Raw genomic sequence first — 21,157 nt, forward strand, 5'->3', positions numbered from 1 at the left:
ACATCACGGGCTGTCTACTTGCGCGAACCTTTTTTGTTCGGCATACCGAACACGCCATTCCATCCATGAAGGCATGCAAGGAAGATCAGATGACCACGTCCCTCGGCGCCAAGATCAAGCGCCATCGGCAGGAAAAGGGCTACTCCCTCGACAAGCTCGCCGACCTGACGGACTCCAGCAAGAGCTACATCTGGGAGCTCGAAAACCGCGAGACACGAAAACCATCGGCCGAAAAGCTGACCCGCATCGCGCAGGCCCTGTCCGTCACCACCGACTATCTCCTCGATGACAGCGCCGAACCGGGTGACGAAGTGCTGAAGGAAGCCTTCTTCCGCCGGTTCAGCAAGCTGACCACCGAGGATCAGGAGAAGATCAATCAGATGATCGATCTCTGGGGGAAGAAGGATTGAGCCTCCCGACGACCCCGCAAGGCTGGGCGATCCGCCTCACGCAGCTGATCTCGGCCGTTCACCAGGCCCATGGCCTGCCGCGCTTCCCGATCGACGTGGCAATGATCGCCAAGGAATTTTCGCGGCAGGTTTTCCCCGATGCGCCGATCACCAAGGTGGAGGGGATCGCGCTGTCTAGGGGCGTCGAAGGCATGCTGATGCCTCATCCGAACGGTTCGGGCGAATGGGGAATCGTCTACAACGACACGATCAGGTCGCCCGGTCGGCGGAATTTCACGCTGGCCCATGAGCTTGGCCACTATCTGCTGCACCGCCACGCTCATCCTCGCGGACTTCAGTGCACGAGCCGCAACATGGCCGACTGGAGCGCCGAGCGCGGCGCCATCGAGGCGGAGGCCAACACTTTCGCGTCCTATCTTTTGATGCCGCTCGACGATTTCCGCGCACAGATCAGGGGGCGGGACGTCGACATCGACACCATGACCGAGCTTGCCGATCGATATGCGGTGTCGCTCACTGCTGCGATTCTCAAATGGCTGACCATCACCGACAAGCGAGCCATGATCGTCGTCAGCAAGGAGGGCTTCATCGACTGGGCGTGGTCCAGTGGTCCGCTCATCCGGTCTCGGATCTATTACGCTGCCCGCCAGACCGTGATTGAATTGCCGGCCGGGTCGCTGGCGGCGCGGGAAGTCGATGCGGATACCGGGCGGCACGGCGTTCTGCACGTGCCGGGCGTATGGCTCGGTGCCGAGCCGGTCCGGGAGATGACAGTGTTTTCTCCGAGTAACGAGATGGCGATCTCTCTGCTGCTCTATCCCGACCATGCACCATCGAGATGGGAAATGGCCGGTCTCGAGGAGGAGGCAACGCCCGATACATACGACAGGTTCATGGGCGGGAGCGCCGACTGATTCGTCTGAATCCTTGACTGCCTCGCTCGTTGAGACGGTTCTCGCGCGATCCACGTCACGCAGATTTTCGCGGGCGTGCGAAGCAGGGCTGAATGTCCACAATATATTGAAATACTTGTGTTTTTCTGATTTCGCGATACGGTTTTGGCAGCATCCAGATCGCGAACCATCACCATGCCCAGCCATTTCGACAGCCCGCTCGCGGGCGCCAATCCCCTGAGTCCGGAGTGCATGTCGCCCGGGGACCGACTCGCCGAGATCGGCCGGATTCTGGCCGCTGGCGTGGTTCGGCTCGAGACAGGGAAGGCAAGTTCTTTATCTGCGGAACCCGGAGACTGTTTTGTGGACTTCCGCCCCCGAAAGAGCGGTGCTCATCGCGGAAAACGCATCCGCATCGGAGGAATTCATGAAGCATGACAAGAGGATGATGGCGCAGGCCCCCGGCATGAATGCCGAGGTCGACCGAACGGTGCTCGCCAGACTGACGGCGCTGAAGGCCAAATCGGTGAGGGAGCTGAAGGCCGATTGGCAGGCTCTGTTCGGCGGGGGCGCGCCGAACAACAGCCGTGCCTTTCTCGAGCTGCGCATCGGACATCGCATCCAGGAACTGGCCTACGGCGGCCCCGACCGTGACACCAGGCGAATGCTCGACCTGCTGGCGGACGAGATCGAAGGCATCGGACGCGGCAAGAACCAGATCGTCGATCCGCGCAATCCGGTCGTGGGAACCCGCCTCGTTCGTGAATGGAACGGGATCGAGCACACCGTGACGGTCATGAACGACGGGTTCGAATGGCAGGGCCGAAGGTTCCGCTCTCTTTCTGCCGTGGCTCGGGAGATCACCGGCACCCGCTGGAATGGCTACCGCTTCTTCGGCCTGCGTGAGCGGGAGGGCGCCTGATGGACGGCATGCTCAACTCGAAACGCCGCCTCCGTTGTGCCGTCTACACCCGGAAGTCGAGCGAGGAAGGGCTCGACATGGAATTCAACAGCCTCGATGCCCAGCGCGAATCCTGCGAGGCCTATGTGGCCAGCCAGAGGTCGGAAGGCTGGGCCACGATCCGGGAGCGATATGACGACGGCGGCTTCTCCGGCGGCACCCTCGACCGCCCGGGGCTGAAACGGCTGCTCGCCGACATCGAGGACGGACTTGTCGACGTCGTGGTCGTCTACAAGATCGACCGGCTCTCGCGCTCGCTGATGGATTTCTCGAAGTTGGTCGAGGTGTTCGACCGGAACGAAGTGACGTTCGTGAGCGTCACCCAGTCATTCAACACCACCACGTCCATGGGGCGGCTCACGCTGAACATCCTGCTCAGCTTCGCCCAGTTCGAGCGCGAGGTGATCGGCGAGCGGATCCGCGACAAGGTGGCCGCGTCCCGGAAGCGCGGGATCTGGATGGGCGGCTACGTGCCGTTCGGCTACGATGTTCAGGATCGCAAGCTGGTGGTCAACGCGGCCGAGGCTGCCGCAGTGCGCCGCATCTTCGAACGCTTCGTCGAACTCGGCTCGGCGACGACGCTGGCCCGTGAACTGCGTGCGCAGGGGTTCCGAAACAAGCAGGGGACGCTGGTCGACAAGGGCTATCTCTACCGTTTGCTGAATAACCGCGTCTATCGAGGTGAAGCCGTCCACAAAGGGAAGGCATATCCCGGCGAGCATGAAGCCATCATCGACGCCGAGCTCTGGAACCACGTCCACGCCATTTTGCAGGAGAGCCCGCGCAAGCGCGCGAACAACAGCCGGATGCAGATGCCCGCACTGCTCAAGGGCCTGATCTTCAGCGAAACCGGCGCAGCCATGACGCCGACGGCCACGCGCAAGGGAGCCAAGCTCTACCGCTACTATGTTTCAATGGATGTGATCCGGAACCGCGAGGATAGCGAATCCGATGTGCCGTCGCGGCTTCCGGCAGGCATGGTCGAGGACGCAGTGGTGACGGAAGTCCGCCGTATCGTGCAGACGCCCGAGGTGGTGACGAAGGTTCTCGACGCCTTGCGGCAGGGCGGCCCGCAGGTTCGAGAAGCCGAGGCCATCGCTGCGTTGAACGATTTCGACGCGCTCTGGAACCAGCTTTTTCCTGCGGAACAGGCGCGGATCATCCAGTTGCTCGTCCGGCGCGTCATCGTGACCGCTGACGGGCTTGCGGTCGATGTTCGGGCCGAGGGAATCGGTGGGGTCATCCGCGAGATGCTCGCACCCGCTCGTATGGAGGCTGCTGAATGACACAGGCCAGTGACACGATCAGGGTGCTGATCCCGCTGAAGGTGCGAAAGAAGAACGGGCGGCCGAAGCTCCTGCCACCGGTGGATTATCGTCCGAGCGAAGACCGCGCTCCCGATCCTCACGTCCTGCGCGCCATCGGCCGGGCGTGGAGCTGGCGCCGCCGCATGGAAGCCGGAGAGTTCGCCACCGTCCATGATCTCGCCAAGGCTGTCGGTCTGGCAGAGCGGCATGTCAGTCGCCAGTTGCGATTGGCCTATCTGTCGCCCACCGTCCTCAAACGCCTGACCTGCGGCCGGGAGTCTCCGGCGGTCAGCCTCATGTCCCTCGTGGAAGCAACTGCCGCACCGTGGCCGGAGCAGGCCAAGCAGGTGTTCGGCTGATCGTCAGTGAAAGCTCGCCTGAAACGTCGTCGCGGTCAGAGCGACATGGGCATCGAGTGGCGGGTGGAGTTCGAACGCCTTCGGCTCGCGCGAGAAGTTCCAGAGCCGGAACAGACGCCATTCCGAGCGCCGCTCCTCGGCCACGGCCAGTTCGTTGCGGGTGATCAGGAACGGTGTGCGCTCCCATCCATTCGTGGTCTTCACCTCGATCAGGCGCGACCGCCCATCCGGCGCGAAGCTCTCGATATCATAACCTGCGCCGTCACCATCCTCTTGCGACACCCAGCGTACCTTCCGCGCCAGATCCTCGCGGCCCACGGCCTGAAGCGAAGCCCGCTCATGCGCCAGCACACGTTCCTCGCCCGCGCGACCGAGAGCGCGGTTGCGCTCGTCCCGGCCCGCGACATCGAATTTGCGGGCGATGTGCAGCATCTGCTCGAGCTCTTGCGGCGGTGGCTGGTTGGACAGCGTGGGCGGTGGGCCGATCCAGAGCTGCGCGGCCTCCTGTAGGCCGGTGGCCGGACGTGTGCCGGGCATCCGACCGAGCCAGTCGGGATGGAGCGCGAGCCAGCGCGCCACCGCATCGACCAGCGTCATCTGGAAATTGAACGCTGGCTTGTAGCCGAGGATCCAGTCCTCGCCGAGCCCCTTCAGCACCGCACTGATGTTCTGGTGCTTGAACTCGACCGATCCTTCCGAACGATCGTTGAGCAGCGGCAGGAGCGTCCGGCGATGCTCCGTCTTGCTGTAACGGCGCCCGGCGATGTCATCGGCCAGCATCGCGAAGTAATCCGCGACGATCAGGTCGTTCTCTTCATCCGTCCAAGGCCCGTTTGACATTGCGCCAGGCTAGAGGGGAGAAGTCCTTTTGTCATCAGAGACTTCCGATGCGCAGCCAACGGTCTGCCCGTCTGAACGCGCACATCCGCGCATCGAGCCGCAGAGCTTCGCCGCCCCCGAGTGTCTCCGCGCGTCAGCCTGGCGCTCATGTCCGCGACAACGTGTAAGCGTGAGTGCTTGCTCAATTGACTGAAAACCCGCCGAATTTCGATACCGCCCTTATTTTCCGGCAGGGCGCTCGAAAAGAGACGCTGACCGTTCAGAGACCAATATCAGCCGTAACGCCGGTCTCCGCAGGGCGGACCCAACCGCCAACCCCCTTTGAGATAAAAAGAAAAAAGCCCCACATCGGGGCCTCGGGGCAGGTTCGCAACTTGAAAGTGGCGGAAGGGGTGGGATTCGAACCCACGGTACGGTTGCCCGCACGGCGGTTTTCAAGACCGCTGCCTTAAACCACTCGGCCACCCTTCCTAGACTTGCTTTCGTTCGCTTTCTCGGGTTCTCTAGCCGGCTACCGCCGCTTCTGCTACCGAATTGCCGCCGAACGGCTTCGGCTTTACCGCCGCGTGGATTGCTGCGTCAACCGGTTGCGCGGCGTTCGCTCCATGCCGGTATGATGCGCGGGTGGACAACGGCGGTTTCCTGCAGGTCGAATACGATGCTGTCGCGTGTATGCGGCGCTACTCCGACGGGTCGGTTCGCTGAGATTTCGGAGTGAGGGGCGTCCGCCTGCCTTCCTCCTTCAGCGGCTTTCGAATGGTGGCTCCCAGCCCGGGGGCGCGAGCTCGAAAGAAGAGAAGAGGAAACCTGGTGCTACGACGCAACTGACGAGCGTGAAATCGCCTTCGCTCTCCGCTGCCTGCCATACATTCGCAGGCACTACCGCCTGTGGCTGTTCGCCTAGAACAAGGTCGGGACCTAGGCGAATTATGCGGAAGGTTTCGCCTTCGTCCCACAGCGACAAGCTGAGCGGTGCGCCTGCGTGGTAGAGCCAGATTTCCGACGCGTCGCCCACTCGGTGCCAATGCGAGCGCTCGCCACGTTTCAGAAGAAAATAGATCGCTGTCGAATGCCCGCGCGCTCCGCCGCCTTCGTCCCTGAAGGTCTCCACATACCAGCCGCCTTCCGGGTGCCGGGTCATGCTGAGCTGCTTGATGATGGCGTCCGCCATCAGGTCGTTCAGAGGCATTCCTGAAATGATGTCCTTGTGCCCGCCCGAAATGCTCCCCCTCACGCATGAACCGCCACCCCGCGGCGGAAGTCAACGCATCCGAAGGCATTCCAGAATCGATTGCAGTGCCGCGGCCGGCCTCGTTTTACATCCTCGTGCGGGTGGGCGTGTCGATCGGGACCGCCCGTAATTGGCGTCTTCGCCATCCAAGGCCATTTCTGCGGATCATGCTCGAACGAGCGCAAAAACGACACACCGCCAACGCTAGAAGTCGCGGTCGTCACAGGAAGCGCACATGATCAAAGAACCGGGCGGCGAGAAACTGCCGAGACGTGCACTGCTTCTGCTGAACAAGCGGGCGCGCAGCGGAGGGGCGTCCATCGAGGGAGCGCTCGGCGTTCTGCGTCGAGGCCTGACGCTCATTGAACCGTCAGAAGGCCGTCCCTTCGAGGATTTGATCCGAGAACACCGCAAGAGCGTCGATCTGGTGATTTTGGGGGGCGGCGACGGGACGCTGAATACGGCTGCCCGCGCGTTGATGGAAACGCGGCTCCCGTTCGGCATCCTCCCGCTTGGAACGGCGAACGATCTCGCCCGCACTCTTGGGTTGCCGCAAAACATCGAGGCGGTCGCCGAGGTGATCGTGCGGGGGAACAAGCGTGCCATCGATCTGGGCGAGGTCAATGGCCGGCTGTATTTCAACGTGGCGAGTATCGGGTTCTCGGCGTCGCTGGCCAAGAATCTCACCGCGGAAGCCAAGAAGCGATGGGGCAAGCTGGGGTACGGGATTGCGGCCTTCAACCTCTTGCGGCAAAGCCAGCCCTTCACGGTCCAGATTGAGCATGACGGGCGTATGGAGACGGTGCGTACGGTTCAAATATCGGTGGGCAATGGCAGATATTACGGTGGCGGCATGGCTGTGGAGCAGTCGGCCGCGCCCGACGACGGAGCACTTGACGTCTATAGCCTGGAGATCGATCACTGGTGGGAGTTGCTGGCGCTCGCGCCGGCACTGCGGCGGGGCACGCAGGGCAACTCGCGCAAAGTGAGAACGTTTCGAACAGCCGAATTGAAAGTCCAGACACGCCGGCCGCACGATGTGAATACGGACGGGGACATCTCAACGACGACCCCGGCTCACTTCCGTATCCATCGCCGTGCGGTCGATGTGTTCGTGCCGGGGGCGCCGTCGTAACCCTGCGGCCGCCAATACCGCGAGGGATGCGCCTGCGGCGAAGCGCCGCTAAGCGCGACAGGAGTGGAGGATACGACTATTCCCGCATATCCTCTTTCGAAATAGCCGGCGGGTAACGGGGTCTCTCGCTACCCTCGTGCCTCCCTCGCCGCCATCAGCATCGCTTCAACTGCGTCTCGTAGCGGGCCGCCATATCGGCTGCCCTGCGGGCGCCCCTCCGAGCTGTGGGGTCGCTTTTCCAGTTGCCCCGGGCATAGCCCGATGGGCCGGCATAGTAGGCCAGATACAAGTTGTACGCGTCGTTGCGGGCGATGCCGTTCCTGCGGTGGTTCTGGTGGTGGTACCAGCCGATGAAGTGGATCGCATCCGAAAAGTTGGTTCTGCGCGCGAACGAACGGCCCGTTCGCCTCTGGTAGTCGTCCCACGTCCTGTCAAGCGCCTGTGCGTAGCCGTAGGCCGTCGATTGCCGCTTCCAGGGAATGACGCCCAGCAGCTTCCGGCGGGGAGGGCGAGCCCGCGCCTCGAAGTTCGACTCGGCTTGAATCGTCGCCATCAGAACCGAGACGGGTATGCCGAATTCGGTGGATGTTCTTTCGGCATCCCTGCGCCAGTTCGTCAGGAAGCCGCTCTGCTGCTCGAAGATCGCGCACGAATTGTCCGTGTTCTTCGGTGCAGAGGCGCAGCCTGAGAGCAGCAGGAGGGCAAGGACCATCGCAACGCGCATCATGTCTCCTCCGGTTGGAGGAAAGGCTATGCGGCCAAGCTTAATGAGGTGTTAGGGACGCGATTGAGAGGAGGGCTGACGCGTGAGGCGCGCCTCTGAAAATGTAAGTGGGGCGCTTTGCGTGGGCGGCGGGTATGACGGGCAGGACAAAGCGGGCACCCATGGGGCGCCCGCTCATCTGTTTTGGAGTGCTCAGCCGTTCGGGTTCATCACCACCTTGATGCACCCGTCCTGCTTGTCGCGGAATGTCTTGTAGAGATCGGGACCTTCCTCAAGGCCTGCCCGGTGGGTGATCACGAAGGATGGATCGATCTCGCCGGAGACAACCTTCTCCAGAAGGGGCTGAAGATAGCGATGGGTGTGCGTCTGGCCCGTTCGCACGGTAAGCCCCTTGTTCATCAAGGCCCCGAAGGGCACCTTGTCGAGGAAGCCGATATAGACGCCGGGCACCGAGAGCGTGCCTCCCTTGCGGCAGCACATGATGGCCTCGCGCAGGACGTGGGCGCGATCCGTGCCGAGGAACATGGCTGCCTTCGCCTTGTCGAGAACCGAGTCGACCGAGCCGCCCGCATGGGCTTCGGCACCCACCGCGTCGATGCATCGGTCGGGGCCGCGTCCCTTCGTCATCTCCTGCAACTGGTCGAAGACCTTCACCTCGTCGAAATTGATGATTTCCGCGCGGCCGTGCGTGCGGGCCATCTCCAGCCGCTCGGGCACGTTGTCGATGGCGATGACGCGGCCCGCGCCGAACATCCACGCGCTTTGGATCGCGAACTGGCCAACCGGTCCGCAGCCCCAGATCGCTACCGTGTCGCCCGGTTCGATCTCGGCGTTCTCTGCCGCCATGTAGCCGGTGGGAAAGATATCGGAGAGAAAGAGCGCCTGTTCGTTTGGGATTGCGTCGGGCACCTTCAAATGACCGACATCGGCGAACGGGACGCGGAGATACTCGGCCTGACCGCCCGCATATCCCCCGAGCATATGAGAGTATCCGAACAGGCCCGAGGGCGAGTGCCCCATGGCCTCGGCCGCCAGCTTCGCGTTGGGGTTGGACCTGTCACACAGGGAGAAAAGCTGCTTTTGGCAGAAGAAACATTCGCCGCAGGCGATGTTGAAGGGTATGACGATGCGGTCTCCCACCTTCAGGTTGGAAACCTCGGAGCCGACCTCGACCACCTCGCCCATGGTCTCGTGGCCCATGATATCGCCCGATTCCATCGTCGGCATGTAGCCGTCATAGGGATGCAGGTCCGATCCGCATATGGCGCAGGCCGTCACCTTGATGATCGCGTCCCGCGGTCCCTCGAGCTTGGGATCGGGAACCGTATCGCAACGGATATCGCCTTTTCCGTGCCAGCAAAGCGCTTTCATGGGGGTCTCCAGACTTCGGGATTTCCGGCGTTGCGGCCATCGCCGCAACGCTCTCATCCAGCCAACGCTGCGCGGAGAATCCGTGTTCCCTGGCCCGGCTCCCCACATGTTTCGCCGTGACCGGAGTTGGCCTGCAAGTCAGCCGGAGACGGCGTCCTGGTCATCGTCGGCCGGGTCCGGCAGGCTGCCGGCGCCCGGCGTCTTTTCGTTGTCGGTCAAATCCGGCTTGGCATGGGGGCCGGCGGGCGGCGTTTTGTCAGGCCGCTCGTCTTCGGGTTTCGTATCGTCGTTCGGGCGTTCGCTCATCGCGCTTGGCTCCTTCTGTCCTGATGGGGAGCTAGTCGGCATCCCATGGAAGGCGAGGGGAGGGCCCGGTTGATTTTGCCCGTAACCTGCTGGTAACGTTTTTTGGAGAGGGATGAAGTTGGGATGGCTCCTTCCGGGAGTGCATGGAATTTGCGAGGGGACGACCTGATGGCAGGAATAGCCGGTTCGCCGCGCCGCGTGGGCGGTGTCGCTGCGATCGCATGTGCTGCGACTCTCTTGGCCGGCTGCCAGTCGAGTTCCTCCACCCATGACGGCGGCGAAGTCGCGCCACTGGATGAATCGCCTATCTTCTCCTCGTCCGAATATGGGGTCCCCGCCAGCCCGCGCGTAACCAACCTGAAGCGCGTTCCCAAAGGGGGAGGGCGTGAGCAGGTGGGCAAGCCCTACCAGGTTCGCGGAAAATGGTATTACCCCAAGGAAGAGCCGGGCTATGTGCGCACCGGCAAGGCTTCCTGGTACGGCTCCAATTTCCACGGGCGCCTTACGGCGAACGGCGAAGTCTATGACATGTACCACCTGTCGGCCGCGCATCCGACCTTTCCGTTGCCCTCCTATGCCCGCGTGACCAACAAGGCGAACGGCCATTCGGTGATGGTGCGCGTTAACGATCGCGGCCCGTACGCCCACGGGCGGGTCGTGGATCTGTCCCAGCGCGCGGCGGAGGTGCTCGAGTTCAAGAATGCGGGCATAGCGGACGTCAAGGTCGAGTATATCGGCCGCGCGCCTCTGGAGGGGGACGACAGCTCGGTTCTGATGGCTTCGTTCCGGCCGGGCGGAGCGCGCCCGATCGACGACGGATTGCCCAGCGGCGTCATGATCGCATCACGCCAGGCGCCGGCTTCGGATACGCAAAGCCTTGCATCCTTCAACGGCGCGACGCCGCTTCCGCGCGTGCGGGACACCAGTGCCGCCGGCGCCATCGAAACAGGCCTCGCAGTGCCGGCCTCCGTCGCTCCGCCATCCGCGGTGCCCATGCCGACCCTGCGCGACTTCGCCCTTTCCTATGCGACGCAGGGCCGAATGGAATCGGGGGCGTTTCGGGCGCTTGCGCAGCTCACGGCCGGCGAGGCCCGCCTTGAGCGCATCGAGATCGGCACGGTCGATGACGTCGCATTGCTGCTTCGTATTCAGGATGTCGCATCGGGACGTGGCCAGTTGATGGAAGAGGCCGGGGAGGGCGGTGCCTCCCTGTCGCTCGCGCTGAACGGAGGGCAGAACGCCGATGCGGTGTTAACGGCCCTCTGGCAGGCCGGCGCCTCGGACGCCTTCGTGCTTCGCGACTGAAGGCCGGCCCGGCAGAGCACGCGACGATCTGGTAAGGTCTGGCGCGGGGCAGGCCCGATACCGGAGACAAGGTGCCGCGACGATGACAACCGGACGATCGCAGCTTTTTTTCTGGGCCTTCGTCGCTTTCGCGGCGGTGGAAAGCACGCCGGCGGCGGCCCAGGTGCGCGTTGCGGCGCCCGCTATGGAGACCAGCGCGGGACAGGCGATCCTGATCGACGGCGAGACCGGCGCCGTGCTGTTCGAGAAGAATGCCGACCAGCCGTTTCCGCCCGCTTCGCTTGCCAAGCTGATGACGGCGGAGGTCGTCTTCAATGCGTTGGAGGCCGGCTCCGTCCTGCCGTCTACCGAATACCGGGTCAGCGATCATGCGTGGCGAACGGGAGGCGCGCCCTCGCGCACCTCCACCATGTTCGCCGAAGTCCGCTCGAATGTCCCTGTAGACTCGCTCCTTCGCGGTCTCATCATCCAGCAGGCCAACGATGCCTGCCTGATCCTGGCGGAAGGGCTCGCCGGCTCGGAAGCGGCTTTCGTTGCATTGATGAACGAGCGGGCGGGCGAGCTTGGCCTCGCCGGCTCGAAATTCGTCAATGCAACGGGTCTGCCAGCCGAAGGGCAAGCCACGACGGTTCGGGACGTGGCACGCCTCTCGCGGCATCTGGAGCGCGCCTACCCCGCTCTCTACGAGTTGTATGGCGAGCGCGAGTTCGAATGGAACCGTATTCGCCAGCGCAACCGCAACCCTCTTCTGGCCATGGATATCGGAGCAACGGGGCTGGCCACCGGCTTCGCCGAGGGCGTGGGATACGCCATCGCCGGCGCGGTGGAGCGCGAAGGGCGCACGACCTATATCGCGCTCGGCGGCCTGGAGAGCGAGCGGATGCGCAGCAGCGAGGCAAGGCGGCTGCTCGACTGGGCGCAGGGCGCCTTTTCACGAAAAACCCTGGTAAGCGCCGGAGAGAGCGTCGGCACCGCCATGGTGTTCGGCGGCATGGCGGACAGGGTGTCGTTGGTTGCGGATGCCGACTTCGTCGCCTATGTGCCCAACGATACGACCGAAAGGCTCCGGGCGGTCGTCGTTTATGACGGCCCACTCCAGGCGCCCGTAGCCGAGGGCGAGAAGGTGGGCCGGCTGGAGCTGCGCGTCGGCGAGCGCGTCAGCCTTTCGCAAGACCTGTACGCCGGGCATGACGTGGAGGAGGGCACCTTCGCCAGCCGCGCCGTCGGCGCGGTGCGGGAACTGGCGTTCGGGTGGGTTCGGGCGTTGTGACGCGATCTCTCGGAGAGCGAGGCCTGTTCATCACGTTCGAAGGCGGTGAAGGAAGCGGGAAGACGACGCAGATCGAGCGGGCAGCCTCGTTCCTGCGCGGGCATGGCCGGGAGGTGGTGACGACGCGCGAGCCGGGTGGCTCGCCGGGCGCCGATGCGATCCGTCGCATCATCCTGTCCGGGCGCGCCAGGGAGTTCGGTCCCGATGTGGAGCCAGTTCTCTTCAGCGCGGCGCGCGCCGACCATATCCAGCAGTTCATCCGGCCGGCGATCGAGGAAGGGCGCGATGTCCTCTGCGATCGCTTCCACGATTCGACACGTGTCTATCAGGGGCTCGGCGAAGACGCGGAGCGGGAGTTTCTGAGCCGGCTCGAGCGGGCGACCCTGCAAGGACTCTACCCCGACCTCACATTCGTTCTCGATCTGCCAGCCGCGCTGGGGCTCCAGAGGGCCGCGGCGCGGCGGGGTGCCGACGAGGCAGACCGATTCGAATCGGAAGGCGTGGAATTGCACGAGGCGCGCCGGCAGGCCTTCCTCCGGATCGCCCGGTCCGAGCCGGAGCGCTGCGAAGTGATCGACGCTGCCCGTTCGGTGGACGAGGTGGCCGCCTCCATCGAGGCGGCTCTGCGTGAGCGGATCGGCCTGGGGGAAATCGGGCGATGATTGCCGGGCATACCGATGCGCCGGACCAGCACGACGATATCGAAGGCCTGCCGACGCCTGCGATGCTGGCACGGATCGTGGGCCATGAAGCCGCACGGGAGGCGCTGGACGCTGCGGCGCGGGGCCAAAGGCTGCATCATGCCTGGCTCCTGCAGGGGCCGCGCGGCGTCGGCAAGGCGAGCGTTGCCTTCGAATTCGCGCGCAAGCTTCTGTCGACCTCGACGAGTGTAGCGTGGGGCGACATTCAGATCTCACAAACCATCTCTCGCCAGATCGCCCAGGCGGGGCATCCGAACCTCATCCACATCACCCGGCCGGCCGGGGAGCGGGGCGGGTTTCGCACCCAGATCACCGTCGAGGAGATTCGGCGGCTCAATCATTTCTTCCACACCACGGCTGCCGAGGGCTGGCGCGTGGCGATGATCGATCCTGCCGAGGACATGAATCGCAATGCGGCCAATGCCCTCCTGAAAATACTGGAGGAGCCGCCCGAGCGCTCGATCTTCCTGATCGTGAACCACATGCCGGGGCGGCTGCTGCCGACCATCCGCTCGCGCTGCCGTGTGCTGCGCTTCGACCCGCTTTCACCGGGCGAGGTCGAAACCGCACTGACCTCCGCCGGAATCGACGCTTCTCCCGAAGACATCCGGCGAGCCGCCGCGCGGGCCGATGGCAGCGTGCGGGCAGCGGCGATGATGCTTCTGGCGGGCGCGCTCGAGGTCGGCGACGAGGTGGCGCGGCTTATTTCGGGGCGCCCGGACTGGGCCGGGATCCAGAAGCTGGCCGACGCGCTGGTCCTGAAAGGGCGGGAGGCCGCCTTCGAGGCTATGGTCGGCGAGCTTTTCCATCGCCTTGCGGCCGAGGCCGAGGATGCGCTGACGGCGGGCGACATGGCCCGCGCCGGGCGCCTCGCGGCGCTCTGGCAGGACGAGCAGGCACGCTGGCTTGAGGCGGGCGCGTTCAACCTCGACCGCAAGCAGACGCTGCTCACCTTCTTCCATAAGCTTCAGGCCGCGCGCGAGCGCGACGTTCGGGCCGTTCACGCCGATTGAGCCGAGGCGCGCGATGCTTTATCCCGCCAGGATCGACATCATCGCCGAAAGACCGCCATGGCCGAGCGCTACTACCTGACGACCGCGATTTCCTATCCCAACGGTCGTCCGCATATCGGCCATGCCTACGAGTTGATCGCGACGGACGTCATCGCCCGCTTCAAACGGCTTGACGGCTACGACGTCTTCTTTTTGACGGGTACCGACGAGCACGGCATCAAGATGCTCCAGACGGCGCGCTCGCTCGGCATCGAGCCGGGAGAATTGGCGCAACGCAATTCCGACGAGTTCCAGCGGATGGGGCAGGCGGTCGGCGCTTCCAACGATGATTTCATCCGCACCACGCAGGAGCGTCATTGCCGCGCGAGCCAGGAGATCTGGCGGCGCATGGAAGCGGCCGGCGATATCTACAAGGGCTCGTATTCCGGTTGGTACTCCGTGCGGGACGAAGCCTATTATGGCGAGGAGGAGACGCGGCTCGCGGAGGATGGCACGCGGCTCGGCCCTCAGGGTTCGCCGGTGGAATGGGTGGAGGAGGAGAGCTACTTCTTCCGTCTCGCGGCGTTTCAGGAGCGCTTGCTGGCGTTCCACGAGGCCAATCCCGACTTCGTGGCGCCGGCGGAGCGGCGCAACGAGATTCTCTCTTTCCTGCGCTCAGGCCTGCGCGACCTCTCGATCTCACGCACGACCTTCGACTGGGGCATTCCGGTCCCGGGCGACGAGAAGCATGTGATGTATGTCTGGGTCGACGCGCTGACGAACTACCTCACGGCAACCGGCTATTTCGAAGGCGGCGAGCGCGCGGCCTTCTGGCCCGCCGACCTCCACGTCATCGGAAAGGACATCGTCCGCTTCCATACGATCTACTGGCCCGCCTTCCTGATGTCGGCCGGCATCGATCTGCCCAAGCGGGTCTTCGTGCACGGCTTCCTCTTCAACCGCGGAGAGAAGATGTCGAAGTCGGTGGGCAACGTCATCGATCCGCTGGCGCTGGTGGAGGCTTACGGGCTGGACCCGTTCCGCTACTTCCTCCTGCGCGAGGTGCCGTTCGGGCAGGACGGCAATTACAGCCACGAAGCGATCGTGGCGCGCATGAATTCAGAGCTGGCCAACGACCTCGGCAACCTCGCGCAGCGCTCCTTGTCGATGATCAACAAGAACTGCGGCGCGAGGTTGCCGGAGCCGGGCGAATTCACGGTTGCGGACGAGGCGATCCTGGCGGCCAGCGGGGCGCTTCTGGAGCGCTCGCGGGCGGCCATCGACAGGCAGGAGCTGCACGCCATGCTGGCCGCCGTCGTATCCGTCGTCTCGGAGGCCAATCGCTACTTCGCCGCGCAAGAGCCCTGGGTCCTGCGCAAGACGGATACCGCGCGGATGGGAACCGTGCTTTATGTGACGGCCGAGGTGCTTCGCCGCGTCGCCATTCTTCTCCAACCTTTCATGCCGGGCTCCTGCGCCAAGCTTCTCGAGCTTTTGGCGGTCGGCGAGGACGAGCGCAGCTTCTTCGATCTGGCGGGCGGCCGAATGCTGGCCGCCGGCCGGCCCCTGCCGCTGCCGCAAGGCGTCTTTCCACGTTTCGTGGAGGCCGACAGCCAGGCGGGCTGAACGGCGAACCCGCGCTGCATGAACGAGAGCTTGAGCCTTTGTGATGTCTGTGTTTCTGGTCGATAGCCACTGCCATCTCGATTTCGCCGACTTCGACGCCGAGCGCGACGAGATCGTTGCGCGCGCTCAGGACAAGGGTGTCGGCGTTCTCGTAACGATCTCCACCTTCGTTTCGAAGCTGCCCTCGCTCATCGCGCTCACCGAGCGCTACCCGAGCGTCTATGCCTCCGTGGGCACCCATCCGCAAAATGCGGGCGAGGAGCCCGATGTGGCCACGCAGACCCTCGTGGATCTGTCGCAGGGACCCAAGATCGTCGCCATCGGCGAGGCGGGGCTGGAGTATCATTACGACAAGGCACCGCATGATGTGCAGGCCGCCGTTTTCCGGCGGCATATCGCCGCTGCACGCGAGACCCAGCTTCCTCTCGTGATCCACGCGCGCGACGCGGACGAGGACATGGAGGCGATCCTGCGTGATGAGATGGGGAAGGGGGCCTTCCCCTTCGTCCTGCACTGCTTCTCCTCGGGCCGGCGCCTGGCCGAGGCCGGGGTCGAGATGGGAGGCTATGTCTCCTTCTCCGGCATCCTTGCCTTCAACCGCTCGCAGGACGTTCGCGCCATCGCGGCAGACGTTCCGGTGGACCGGCTGCTGGTGGAAACGGATGCGCCCTTCCTTGCGCCGCCGCCATATCGCGGAAAGCGCAACGAACCCGCCTATGTCCGCAACACCGCCGAGGTTCTGGCGCAGGTGAAGGATGTTTCGCTGGAGGAGATCGCGACGAGGACGAGCGAGAATTTCTTTTGCCTTTTCGCCAAGGTGCCCGACCCGCGCCGGCCGAACGCCGCATGAGCGACGAACTGCGCCTGACGATCCTGGGCTGCGGCTCGTCGCCGGGCGTGCCGCGCGTGAACGGCGACTGGGGCGCGTGCGACCCGGACGAACCGAAAAACCGCCGGCGCCGGTGCTCGGCCCTCGTGGAGCGGATCGGGCCTGATGGGACGACGGTCGTCGTCATCGATTGCGGCCCTGATTTTCGCGACCAGATGCTTTCGGCCGACGTGCGGCATATCGACGGGATCGTCGTGACGCATGCACATGCCGACCACATTCACGGCCTGGACGACATTCGCAGCTACGTTCAGGGCACGCACGAACTGATGAACGTCTATACGGACACGCCCACGATCGCGCGTCTGATGGAAGGGTTCGGATATTGCTTCGAAACCCCGCCGGGCAGCAGCTATCCGCCGATCGCCCGGCTCGTCGAGGTGCAGCCTGGCCATACGTTCCGGATCGAAGGCGCCGGCGGGCCGGTCGTCATCGAGCCGCTGGCCCAGATCCACGGATCGATCCGTTCGCTGGGTCTTCTGATCGGCTCGTTGGCCTATTGCAGCGACGTAAGCGATTTTCCGCCCGAGACCGTCGAGCGCCTTCGCGGTGTGCGGCATCTCATCATCGACGCGCTCCAGCACCGCCCGCATCCCAGCCATTTCTCCTTGGGTGAAGCGCTGCAATGGATCGACACGCTCGCCGTGGAGAACGCGGTGCTGACGCACATGCACACGCCGCTGGATTACCGGGCACTGCGTGAGAGCCTGCCAGATCATGTGCAGCCTGCCTATGACGGATTGACCCTGAGGGTCCGCCTGGCCTGAGGTGCCGCGGCGCGTTTAAGGCACCGCGGTGAGAATGCGTTTTCAGCCGAGGTCAACATCACATCAGCCCGAAGGTCCTCTCCCGGACTGCCAATACGAAGTTCCATAATCTATCTTATGCAACAAACGCTTTGCTGTGTTGGCGCCACTCCCCCCGTCCCACTCCCACTCTCTCTCGCTACCCTCTCACCTTTCTGACGAGGCTACGTGACGTGTGCGACGCCGCCTATGCGCCCTCCGTCGCTATGCCTGCCGACGACAACGGGCCTGCGGATGCCGGTCTGTCATCGGGCTGTCATGGAAGTGCTGAATGGGATGGCGAGCAACCGGAGCGACAGGTGGACCGATGGTCAAGGATGCATTGTTCGATATCGCCGCGACCGTGTCGCGCCTGGCCAGGCCGGACGTGAAGCCGAAGGACATCATCAAGGCCGTTCGGAAAGAGCATCCCTCGGCCAGCAAGAAGGATGTCGTCAGGGCCGCCTTCTACGCGCTCGCCTTGAGGAACGACGATCCGGAACAGGCCACCCGATTCGGCCACTGATCAAGCATCGTTTCAGATGTCCAGGATCGAGATGCCCGTCGTGCGGCGTGCTTCCAGATCCTCATGAGCGCGCCGTGCGTCCTCGAGCCGATAGCGCTGGTTGATCCGTACCTTCACCGCGCCGGACTCGATTACATCGAAGAGAGCCTCGGCGGCGGATCGCAATTCCTCGGGCGTGGAATTGTAGCCGAACAGGCTCGGGCGTGTCGCAAAGAGCGAGCCCTTCTGGTTCAGGAGCGCCAGATTGAAATTCTCGATGACACCCGACGACTGGCCGAAGCTGACGAAGAGCCCTTGGCGCCGCAGGCAGTCGAGGCTGCCCGGATAGGTGTCCCGTCCGACCGAATCGTAGACGACGTCACACTTGCGGTTGTCGGTGATCTCCGCGACGCGTTCGACGAAATTTTCTGTGCGATAGTTGATGGCATGGTCGCAGCCATGGGCAAGCGCGAGTTCGCATTTTTCCGCCGAGCCAGCCGTGCCGATCACCGTTGCGCCGAGATGCTTGGCCCATTGGCAGGCAAGCAATCCGACACCGCCGGCCGCCGCATGAAAGAGGATCGTGGTGTCCGGCCCGACCTTGAAGGTCCGCCGCAGAAGATACTCGGCCGTCAAGCCTTTCAGCATGATGGCGGCCGCCACATCCTCATCGACCGTGTCGGGAAGACGCACGGCGCTTTCAGCCGGCAGCACGACTTCTTCCGCATAGGTGCCGGAGACGCCATTGTAGTAGGCGACGCGGTCGCCGACCGCAAAATCCTGGGCGCCCTCCCCGACGGCGACCACGGTGCCAGCCCCCTCCTTGCCGGGCACGAAGGGAAATGACGGCGCCTTATAGGTTCCGTTTCGGAAATAGATGTCGATGAAATTGAGCCCGGCCGCCTTCTGGCGCACTCGAATCTCGCCCGTTCCCGGCTGCCCGGGGTCGTAGTCGCGCCATTCCATGACGTCGGGCCCGCCAACAGCCTCCACGATCATCGCCTTGGTCAATGTCTCGTCTCCCTGCCGAATATCAGGCCGAACGCATGCGGAATCGGTCCACAAACTGAAGCGCGGCGCCGATCAGAAGAAGGTAAAGCGACGTGGCGACGATACCGGCCGTCACCAGCGCCGGTGGATCGAAGTCCATCAGGAGGGAAATCAGGCCGAAGAGCGACCACGCCGCGAAGATCGTCAGGTTCAGAGGGCGAAGCCGGGCGACGCGCACCGGATGGAGAAACTTGATCGGCAGGAAGGTGGTCGCCGCGCAGAACACGACGATGGCCAGCGTTGCCGCTTCGCCCGGCTGGGCCGCGAACAGCGCGAAGACCACCATGTTCCAGGTCACGGGGAAGCCGCGGAAGAAATTGTCCTTCGTCTTCATCCGCGTATCGGCATAGTAGATCGCGCTGGTGACGACGATGAGCGCGGCGGCCAGGAAGGCGGAGGCGCCTTCGAGCATTCCCGACTGATACAGGGCGAAGGCCGGGATCAGGACGTAGGTGGCATAGTCGATGATGGCATCCAGCATGTCGCCGGACCAGTTCGGTAGCACGCGCGCCACGTCCACCCGGCGTGCGAGCGGGCCGTCGATCCCGTCCACGAAAAGGGCGAAGCCGAGCCAGAGGAACATCGCCACCCAGCGATCCTCTGCCGCGGCGATGATGGCAAGAAAGGCCCAGAAGGCACCGCTCGCCGTCAACAGATGCACGGAAAAGGCGCGCCACTGATCGATTCTTGCCGTCACGAGTTCCGCTTCATCCGCCATTTGCGCCGTTCGTCAGATAGTATGGGGCAGAGTGCCCCATTGTCATCCGCGCCGCGGCGCGTATCTCCTGCAATCCAACGGAAAGAGCACGGTGGAGCGCATTCTCGCGCCGGGATCGTCGTTTTGGCCTCGAAAGGAAACGCCTTGAAACGGGATATCGCGGTGGTCGGCGGCGGGTTGGCGGGTTATTGCGCGGCCATCGGGTTTGCGGCCAGCGGCTTCGACACCGTGTTGCTGGCGCCCAAGGCGCCGGCCGACAGGCGAAGCACGGCACTCATCGGACGCTCGGTGGCCTTCCTGAAGGACGCCGGTGTCTGGCCGCGAATCGAAGCAGTCGCCCAGCCCCTCGTCGTGATGCGCATCATCGATGATACGCAGCGCCTGTTCCGGGCGACGAATGTAGAGTTCCGGGCAGCCGAAATCGATCTTCCGTCCTTCGGCGTCAACGTGCTCAACGCGCAGGCGCAGGACGCTCTCGCAGCCCGTGCAGCAGAGCTGTCCGCGCGGCTGACGGTGATCGAGAGGCCGCTCGATTCCCTTCACGTCGAGGGGGACACCGGGTTTCTGACGCTGGACGATGGTTCTGAGGTTCAGGCATCCTTGGTCGTCGGCGCGGACGGGCGCGGGTCGCGCGTGCGCGAATCCGCCGGCATCGCGCTGCGCCGCTGGTCCTATCCGCAAAGCGCGATCGTCCTGAACTTCAAGCATGAGCGCGACCACGGCGCGACGTCGACCGAGTTCCATCGCCGAAGCGGACCCTTCACGCAGGTGCCCCTGCCCGGCAAGCGCTCGTCGCTCGTCTGGGTAGAGGAGCCCGAGACGGCGGAACTGATCGTGGATCTCAAGCCGGAGCGCCTCGCCCGTATGGTCGAGGAGCGGCTGCATTCGATCCTGGGAGCGGTGGAGATCGAGGAAGGCCTGCAGGTCTTCCCCCTTTCGGGCGCGGCGGCACGGGGCATGACATCCCCCAGGGTCGCTTTGGTGGGAGAAGCGGCCCATGTCTTCCCGCCTATCGGCGCGCAAGGCCTGAACCTTGGCCTGCGCGACGCAGCGGCCATCGTGGAGGCGGCGAAGGACTCCCGCGACGATCCCGGATCCCTAGCCACGCTTGCGCGCTATGAGGCTAGGCGCTCCGTCGATGTCGCCTCGCGCACGCTTGCGGTCGATCTTCTGAACCGCTCCCTCCTCGCCGGCCTTCTTCCGGTGCAACTTGGCCGCTCTATCGGGTTGGGCGCGCTGTCCGGTGTTCCGTTGCTGCGCCGCTTCGCCATGCGTGAGGGCGTATCGCCGGGCGCGGGCCTGCGCGCCATCGCAAGCGCGGTGGCGCCGAAGCGCTCGGCGGAGCTCCCGCCGAGAGGTCACGATCGACGATTGTGAGAGGAACGAGCGGCTCGCACGCTTGCATTCCTGCCGGACAGGGGACTATTCGGCAGAAATGAACCTAGCTCCCACCGTTCAGACCGCCCGCTTCGCCATAGGGCAGATCGTCCGCCACCGCATCTTCCCGTTTCGTGGCGTGATCTTCGATGTCGATCCCGAGTTCGACAATACCGAGGAGTGGTATCTTTCCATTCCCGAGGAGGCTCGCCCGCGAAAGGACCAGCCCTTCTACCACCTGCTGGCCGAGAACGCGGAGAGTGAATACGTCGCCTATGTCTCGGAGCAGAACCTCGTGCTGGACGAGGCGCATGATCCCGTGTTGCATCCCCGCGTGGCCGAACTCTTCGAAGGGCCGTTCGACGGCGTTTACCGACTCAAGCAGAACCGGCGGAACTGATA

23 protein-coding genes and 1 tRNA gene are annotated in these 21,157 nt (G+C 64.1%); 16 read left to right on the forward strand and 8 right to left on the reverse strand.

What is annotated here, in order from left to right; all coding sequences use genetic code 11:
* Positions 1-89: 89 nt before the first annotated feature.
* The 5 genes from J7654_RS13245 to J7654_RS13265 all read left to right on the forward strand — a co-directional run bounded on the left by J7654_RS13245 (position 90) and on the right by J7654_RS13265 (position 3,930).
* A complete protein-coding gene (locus J7654_RS13245) occupies positions 90-410 on the forward strand; it encodes a helix-turn-helix domain-containing protein (RefSeq protein ID WP_209736366.1) in 321 nt (106 codons plus the stop codon).
* Entirely contained in the window at positions 407-1,324 is a 918-nt protein-coding gene (locus tag J7654_RS13250; RefSeq protein WP_209736367.1) for an ImmA/IrrE family metallo-endopeptidase, read from the forward strand. The genes J7654_RS13245 and J7654_RS13250 overlap by 4 nt, the downstream gene beginning before the upstream one ends.
* Before the next feature lie 406 nt (positions 1,325-1,730).
* Positions 1,731-2,225 (forward strand): DUF2924 domain-containing protein, encoded by a 495-nt coding sequence (locus tag J7654_RS13255; protein ID WP_209736368.1) that lies wholly within the window; start codon positions 1,731-1,733, stop codon positions 2,223-2,225.
* Complete coding sequence (locus J7654_RS13260; protein ID WP_209736369.1) at positions 2,225-3,550, forward strand: recombinase family protein; 1,326 nt, start codon at positions 2,225-2,227, stop codon at positions 3,548-3,550. Before J7654_RS13255 ends, J7654_RS13260 begins: the two co-directional genes overlap by 1 nt.
* Positions 3,547-3,930, forward strand: a complete 384-nt coding sequence (locus J7654_RS13265; protein WP_209736370.1) for a hypothetical protein — start codon at positions 3,547-3,549, stop codon at positions 3,928-3,930. Before J7654_RS13260 ends, J7654_RS13265 begins: the two co-directional genes overlap by 4 nt.
* A gap of 3 nt (positions 3,931-3,933) precedes the next feature.
* Here the strand turns inward: J7654_RS13265 and J7654_RS13270 are convergent, their stop codons facing one another.
* From J7654_RS13270 to J7654_RS13280, 3 genes are all read right to left on the reverse strand, one after another.
* On the reverse strand, positions 3,934-4,710 hold the full coding sequence (locus J7654_RS13270) for a protein NO VEIN domain-containing protein (RefSeq protein WP_245195499.1): 777 nt from the start codon (positions 4,708-4,710) through the stop codon (positions 3,934-3,936).
* A gap of 441 nt (positions 4,711-5,151) precedes the next feature.
* A tRNA-Ser gene (locus tag J7654_RS13275) sits at positions 5,152-5,241 on the reverse strand.
* Positions 5,242-5,512: 271 nt separating this feature from the next.
* Positions 5,513-5,959 (reverse strand): cupin domain-containing protein, encoded by a 447-nt coding sequence (locus J7654_RS13280; protein WP_209736372.1) that lies wholly within the window; start codon positions 5,957-5,959, stop codon positions 5,513-5,515.
* A gap of 277 nt (positions 5,960-6,236) precedes the next feature.
* On the opposite strand from J7654_RS13280, the gene J7654_RS13285 reads away from it, so the two are divergent.
* Positions 6,237-7,136 (forward strand): lipid kinase, encoded by a 900-nt coding sequence (locus tag J7654_RS13285; protein ID WP_209736373.1) that lies wholly within the window; start codon positions 6,237-6,239, stop codon positions 7,134-7,136.
* 154 nt (positions 7,137-7,290) lie between these two features.
* Here the strand turns inward: J7654_RS13285 and J7654_RS13290 are convergent, their stop codons facing one another.
* The 3 genes from J7654_RS13290 to J7654_RS13300 all read right to left on the reverse strand — a co-directional run bounded on the left by J7654_RS13290 (position 7,291) and on the right by J7654_RS13300 (position 9,537).
* Complete coding sequence (locus tag J7654_RS13290; protein ID WP_209736374.1) at positions 7,291-7,863, reverse strand: transglycosylase SLT domain-containing protein; 573 nt, start codon at positions 7,861-7,863, stop codon at positions 7,291-7,293.
* A 189-nt stretch (positions 7,864-8,052) separates the two neighbouring features.
* The gene (locus J7654_RS13295) at positions 8,053-9,231 is read right to left on the reverse strand and encodes a zinc-dependent alcohol dehydrogenase (RefSeq protein WP_209736375.1); all 1,179 of its coding nucleotides are present in this window, start codon (positions 9,229-9,231) and stop codon (positions 8,053-8,055) included.
* Between the two features lie 138 nt (positions 9,232-9,369).
* Complete coding sequence (locus tag J7654_RS13300; RefSeq protein WP_209736376.1) at positions 9,370-9,537, reverse strand: hypothetical protein; 168 nt, start codon at positions 9,535-9,537, stop codon at positions 9,370-9,372.
* A gap of 123 nt (positions 9,538-9,660) precedes the next feature.
* On the opposite strand from J7654_RS13300, the gene J7654_RS18415 reads away from it, so the two are divergent.
* The 8 genes from J7654_RS18415 (at position 9,661) to J7654_RS13340 (ending at position 17,631) form a co-directional block, all read left to right on the forward strand.
* A complete protein-coding gene (locus J7654_RS18415) occupies positions 9,661-10,842 on the forward strand; it encodes a septal ring lytic transglycosylase RlpA family protein (protein WP_280842339.1) in 1,182 nt (393 codons plus the stop codon).
* 82 nt (positions 10,843-10,924) lie between these two features.
* The gene (locus J7654_RS13310) at positions 10,925-12,112 is read left to right on the forward strand and encodes a D-alanyl-D-alanine carboxypeptidase family protein (RefSeq protein WP_209736377.1); all 1,188 of its coding nucleotides are present in this window, start codon (positions 10,925-10,927) and stop codon (positions 12,110-12,112) included.
* Positions 12,109-12,774, forward strand: coding sequence for a dTMP kinase (gene tmk / locus J7654_RS13315; protein ID WP_209736378.1), 666 nt, complete (start codon positions 12,109-12,111; stop codon positions 12,772-12,774). Before J7654_RS13310 ends, tmk begins: the two co-directional genes overlap by 4 nt.
* On the forward strand, positions 12,771-13,826 hold the full coding sequence (locus J7654_RS13320) for a DNA polymerase III subunit delta' (RefSeq protein ID WP_209736379.1): 1,056 nt from the start codon (positions 12,771-12,773) through the stop codon (positions 13,824-13,826). Before tmk ends, J7654_RS13320 begins: the two co-directional genes overlap by 4 nt.
* 57 nt (positions 13,827-13,883) lie before the next feature.
* Positions 13,884-15,431, forward strand: coding sequence for a methionine--tRNA ligase (gene metG / locus J7654_RS13325; protein ID WP_209736380.1), 1,548 nt, complete (start codon positions 13,884-13,886; stop codon positions 15,429-15,431).
* 43 nt (positions 15,432-15,474) lie between these two features.
* Positions 15,475-16,281, forward strand: coding sequence for a TatD family hydrolase (locus J7654_RS13330; protein ID WP_209736381.1), 807 nt, complete (start codon positions 15,475-15,477; stop codon positions 16,279-16,281).
* Positions 16,278-17,087, forward strand: a complete 810-nt coding sequence (locus tag J7654_RS13335; RefSeq protein WP_209736382.1) for an MBL fold metallo-hydrolase — start codon at positions 16,278-16,280, stop codon at positions 17,085-17,087. Before J7654_RS13330 ends, J7654_RS13335 begins: the two co-directional genes overlap by 4 nt.
* A gap of 346 nt (positions 17,088-17,433) precedes the next feature.
* On the forward strand, positions 17,434-17,631 hold the full coding sequence (locus J7654_RS13340) for a hypothetical protein (RefSeq protein WP_209736383.1): 198 nt from the start codon (positions 17,434-17,436) through the stop codon (positions 17,629-17,631).
* A gap of 12 nt (positions 17,632-17,643) precedes the next feature.
* Here the strand turns inward: J7654_RS13340 and J7654_RS13345 are convergent, their stop codons facing one another.
* Together J7654_RS13345 and pcsA are read right to left on the reverse strand one after the other, a co-directional pair.
* Positions 17,644-18,621 (reverse strand): quinone oxidoreductase family protein, encoded by a 978-nt coding sequence (locus J7654_RS13345; RefSeq protein ID WP_377946418.1) that lies wholly within the window; start codon positions 18,619-18,621, stop codon positions 17,644-17,646.
* A gap of 22 nt (positions 18,622-18,643) precedes the next feature.
* Complete coding sequence (pcsA, locus tag J7654_RS13350; RefSeq protein ID WP_209736384.1) at positions 18,644-19,378, reverse strand: phosphatidylcholine synthase; 735 nt, start codon at positions 19,376-19,378, stop codon at positions 18,644-18,646.
* Between the two features lie 21 nt (positions 19,379-19,399).
* Between pcsA and J7654_RS13355 the strand changes: the two genes are divergently transcribed.
* Both J7654_RS13355 and hspQ read left to right on the forward strand, forming a co-directional pair.
* Complete coding sequence (locus J7654_RS13355; protein WP_209736385.1) at positions 19,400-20,755, forward strand: UbiH/UbiF family hydroxylase; 1,356 nt, start codon at positions 19,400-19,402, stop codon at positions 20,753-20,755.
* Positions 20,756-20,813: 58 nt separating this feature from the next.
* Positions 20,814-21,155, forward strand: coding sequence for a heat shock protein HspQ (gene hspQ / locus J7654_RS13360; RefSeq protein WP_209736386.1), 342 nt, complete (start codon positions 20,814-20,816; stop codon positions 21,153-21,155).
* Positions 21,156-21,157 lie beyond the last annotated feature (2 nt).

This window comes from Aureimonas populi, from assembly GCF_017815515.1.
GTDB lineage: Bacteria > Pseudomonadota > Alphaproteobacteria > Rhizobiales > Rhizobiaceae > Aureimonas > Aureimonas populi.

What these genes read in the sequence shown, in the direction of transcription:
- J7654_RS13245 (WP_209736366.1), top strand. Translation starts at nt 90, where the DNA reads ATGACCACGTCCCTCGGCGCCAAGATCAAGCGCCATCGGCAGGAAAAG.
- J7654_RS13255 (WP_209736368.1), top strand. Translation starts at nt 1,731, where the DNA reads ATGAAGCATGACAAGAGGATGATGGCGCAGGCCCCCGGCATGAATGCC.
- J7654_RS13260 (WP_209736369.1), top strand. Translation starts at nt 2,225, where the DNA reads ATGGACGGCATGCTCAACTCGAAACGCCGCCTCCGTTGTGCCGTCTAC.
- J7654_RS13265 (WP_209736370.1), top strand. Translation starts at nt 3,547, where the DNA reads ATGACACAGGCCAGTGACACGATCAGGGTGCTGATCCCGCTGAAGGTG.
- J7654_RS13270 (WP_245195499.1), bottom strand. Translation starts at nt 4,710, where the DNA reads ATGCTGGCCGATGACATCGCCGGGCGCCGTTACAGCAAGACGGAGCAT.
- J7654_RS13280 (WP_209736372.1), bottom strand. Translation starts at nt 5,959, where the DNA reads ATGCCTCTGAACGACCTGATGGCGGACGCCATCATCAAGCAGCTCAGC.
- J7654_RS13285 (WP_209736373.1), top strand. Translation starts at nt 6,237, where the DNA reads ATGATCAAAGAACCGGGCGGCGAGAAACTGCCGAGACGTGCACTGCTT.
- J7654_RS13290 (WP_209736374.1), bottom strand. Translation starts at nt 7,863, where the DNA reads ATGATGCGCGTTGCGATGGTCCTTGCCCTCCTGCTGCTCTCAGGCTGC.
- J7654_RS13295 (WP_209736375.1), bottom strand. Translation starts at nt 9,231, where the DNA reads ATGAAAGCGCTTTGCTGGCACGGAAAAGGCGATATCCGTTGCGATACG.
- J7654_RS13300 (WP_209736376.1), bottom strand. Translation starts at nt 9,537, where the DNA reads ATGAGCGAACGCCCGAACGACGATACGAAACCCGAAGACGAGCGGCCT.
- J7654_RS18415 (WP_280842339.1), top strand. Translation starts at nt 9,661, where the DNA reads ATGGCTCCTTCCGGGAGTGCATGGAATTTGCGAGGGGACGACCTGATG.
- J7654_RS13310 (WP_209736377.1), top strand. Translation starts at nt 10,925, where the DNA reads ATGACAACCGGACGATCGCAGCTTTTTTTCTGGGCCTTCGTCGCTTTC.
- J7654_RS13320 (WP_209736379.1), top strand. Translation starts at nt 12,771, where the DNA reads ATGATTGCCGGGCATACCGATGCGCCGGACCAGCACGACGATATCGAA.
- metG (WP_209736380.1), top strand. Translation starts at nt 13,884, where the DNA reads ATGGCCGAGCGCTACTACCTGACGACCGCGATTTCCTATCCCAACGGT.
- J7654_RS13330 (WP_209736381.1), top strand. Translation starts at nt 15,475, where the DNA reads ATGTCTGTGTTTCTGGTCGATAGCCACTGCCATCTCGATTTCGCCGAC.
- J7654_RS13335 (WP_209736382.1), top strand. Translation starts at nt 16,278, where the DNA reads ATGAGCGACGAACTGCGCCTGACGATCCTGGGCTGCGGCTCGTCGCCG.
- J7654_RS13340 (WP_209736383.1), top strand. Translation starts at nt 17,434, where the DNA reads ATGGTCAAGGATGCATTGTTCGATATCGCCGCGACCGTGTCGCGCCTG.
- pcsA (WP_209736384.1), bottom strand. Translation starts at nt 19,378, where the DNA reads ATGGCGGATGAAGCGGAACTCGTGACGGCAAGAATCGATCAGTGGCGC.
- J7654_RS13355 (WP_209736385.1), top strand. Translation starts at nt 19,400, where the DNA reads ATGGGGCAGAGTGCCCCATTGTCATCCGCGCCGCGGCGCGTATCTCCT.
- hspQ (WP_209736386.1), top strand. Translation starts at nt 20,814, where the DNA reads ATGAACCTAGCTCCCACCGTTCAGACCGCCCGCTTCGCCATAGGGCAG.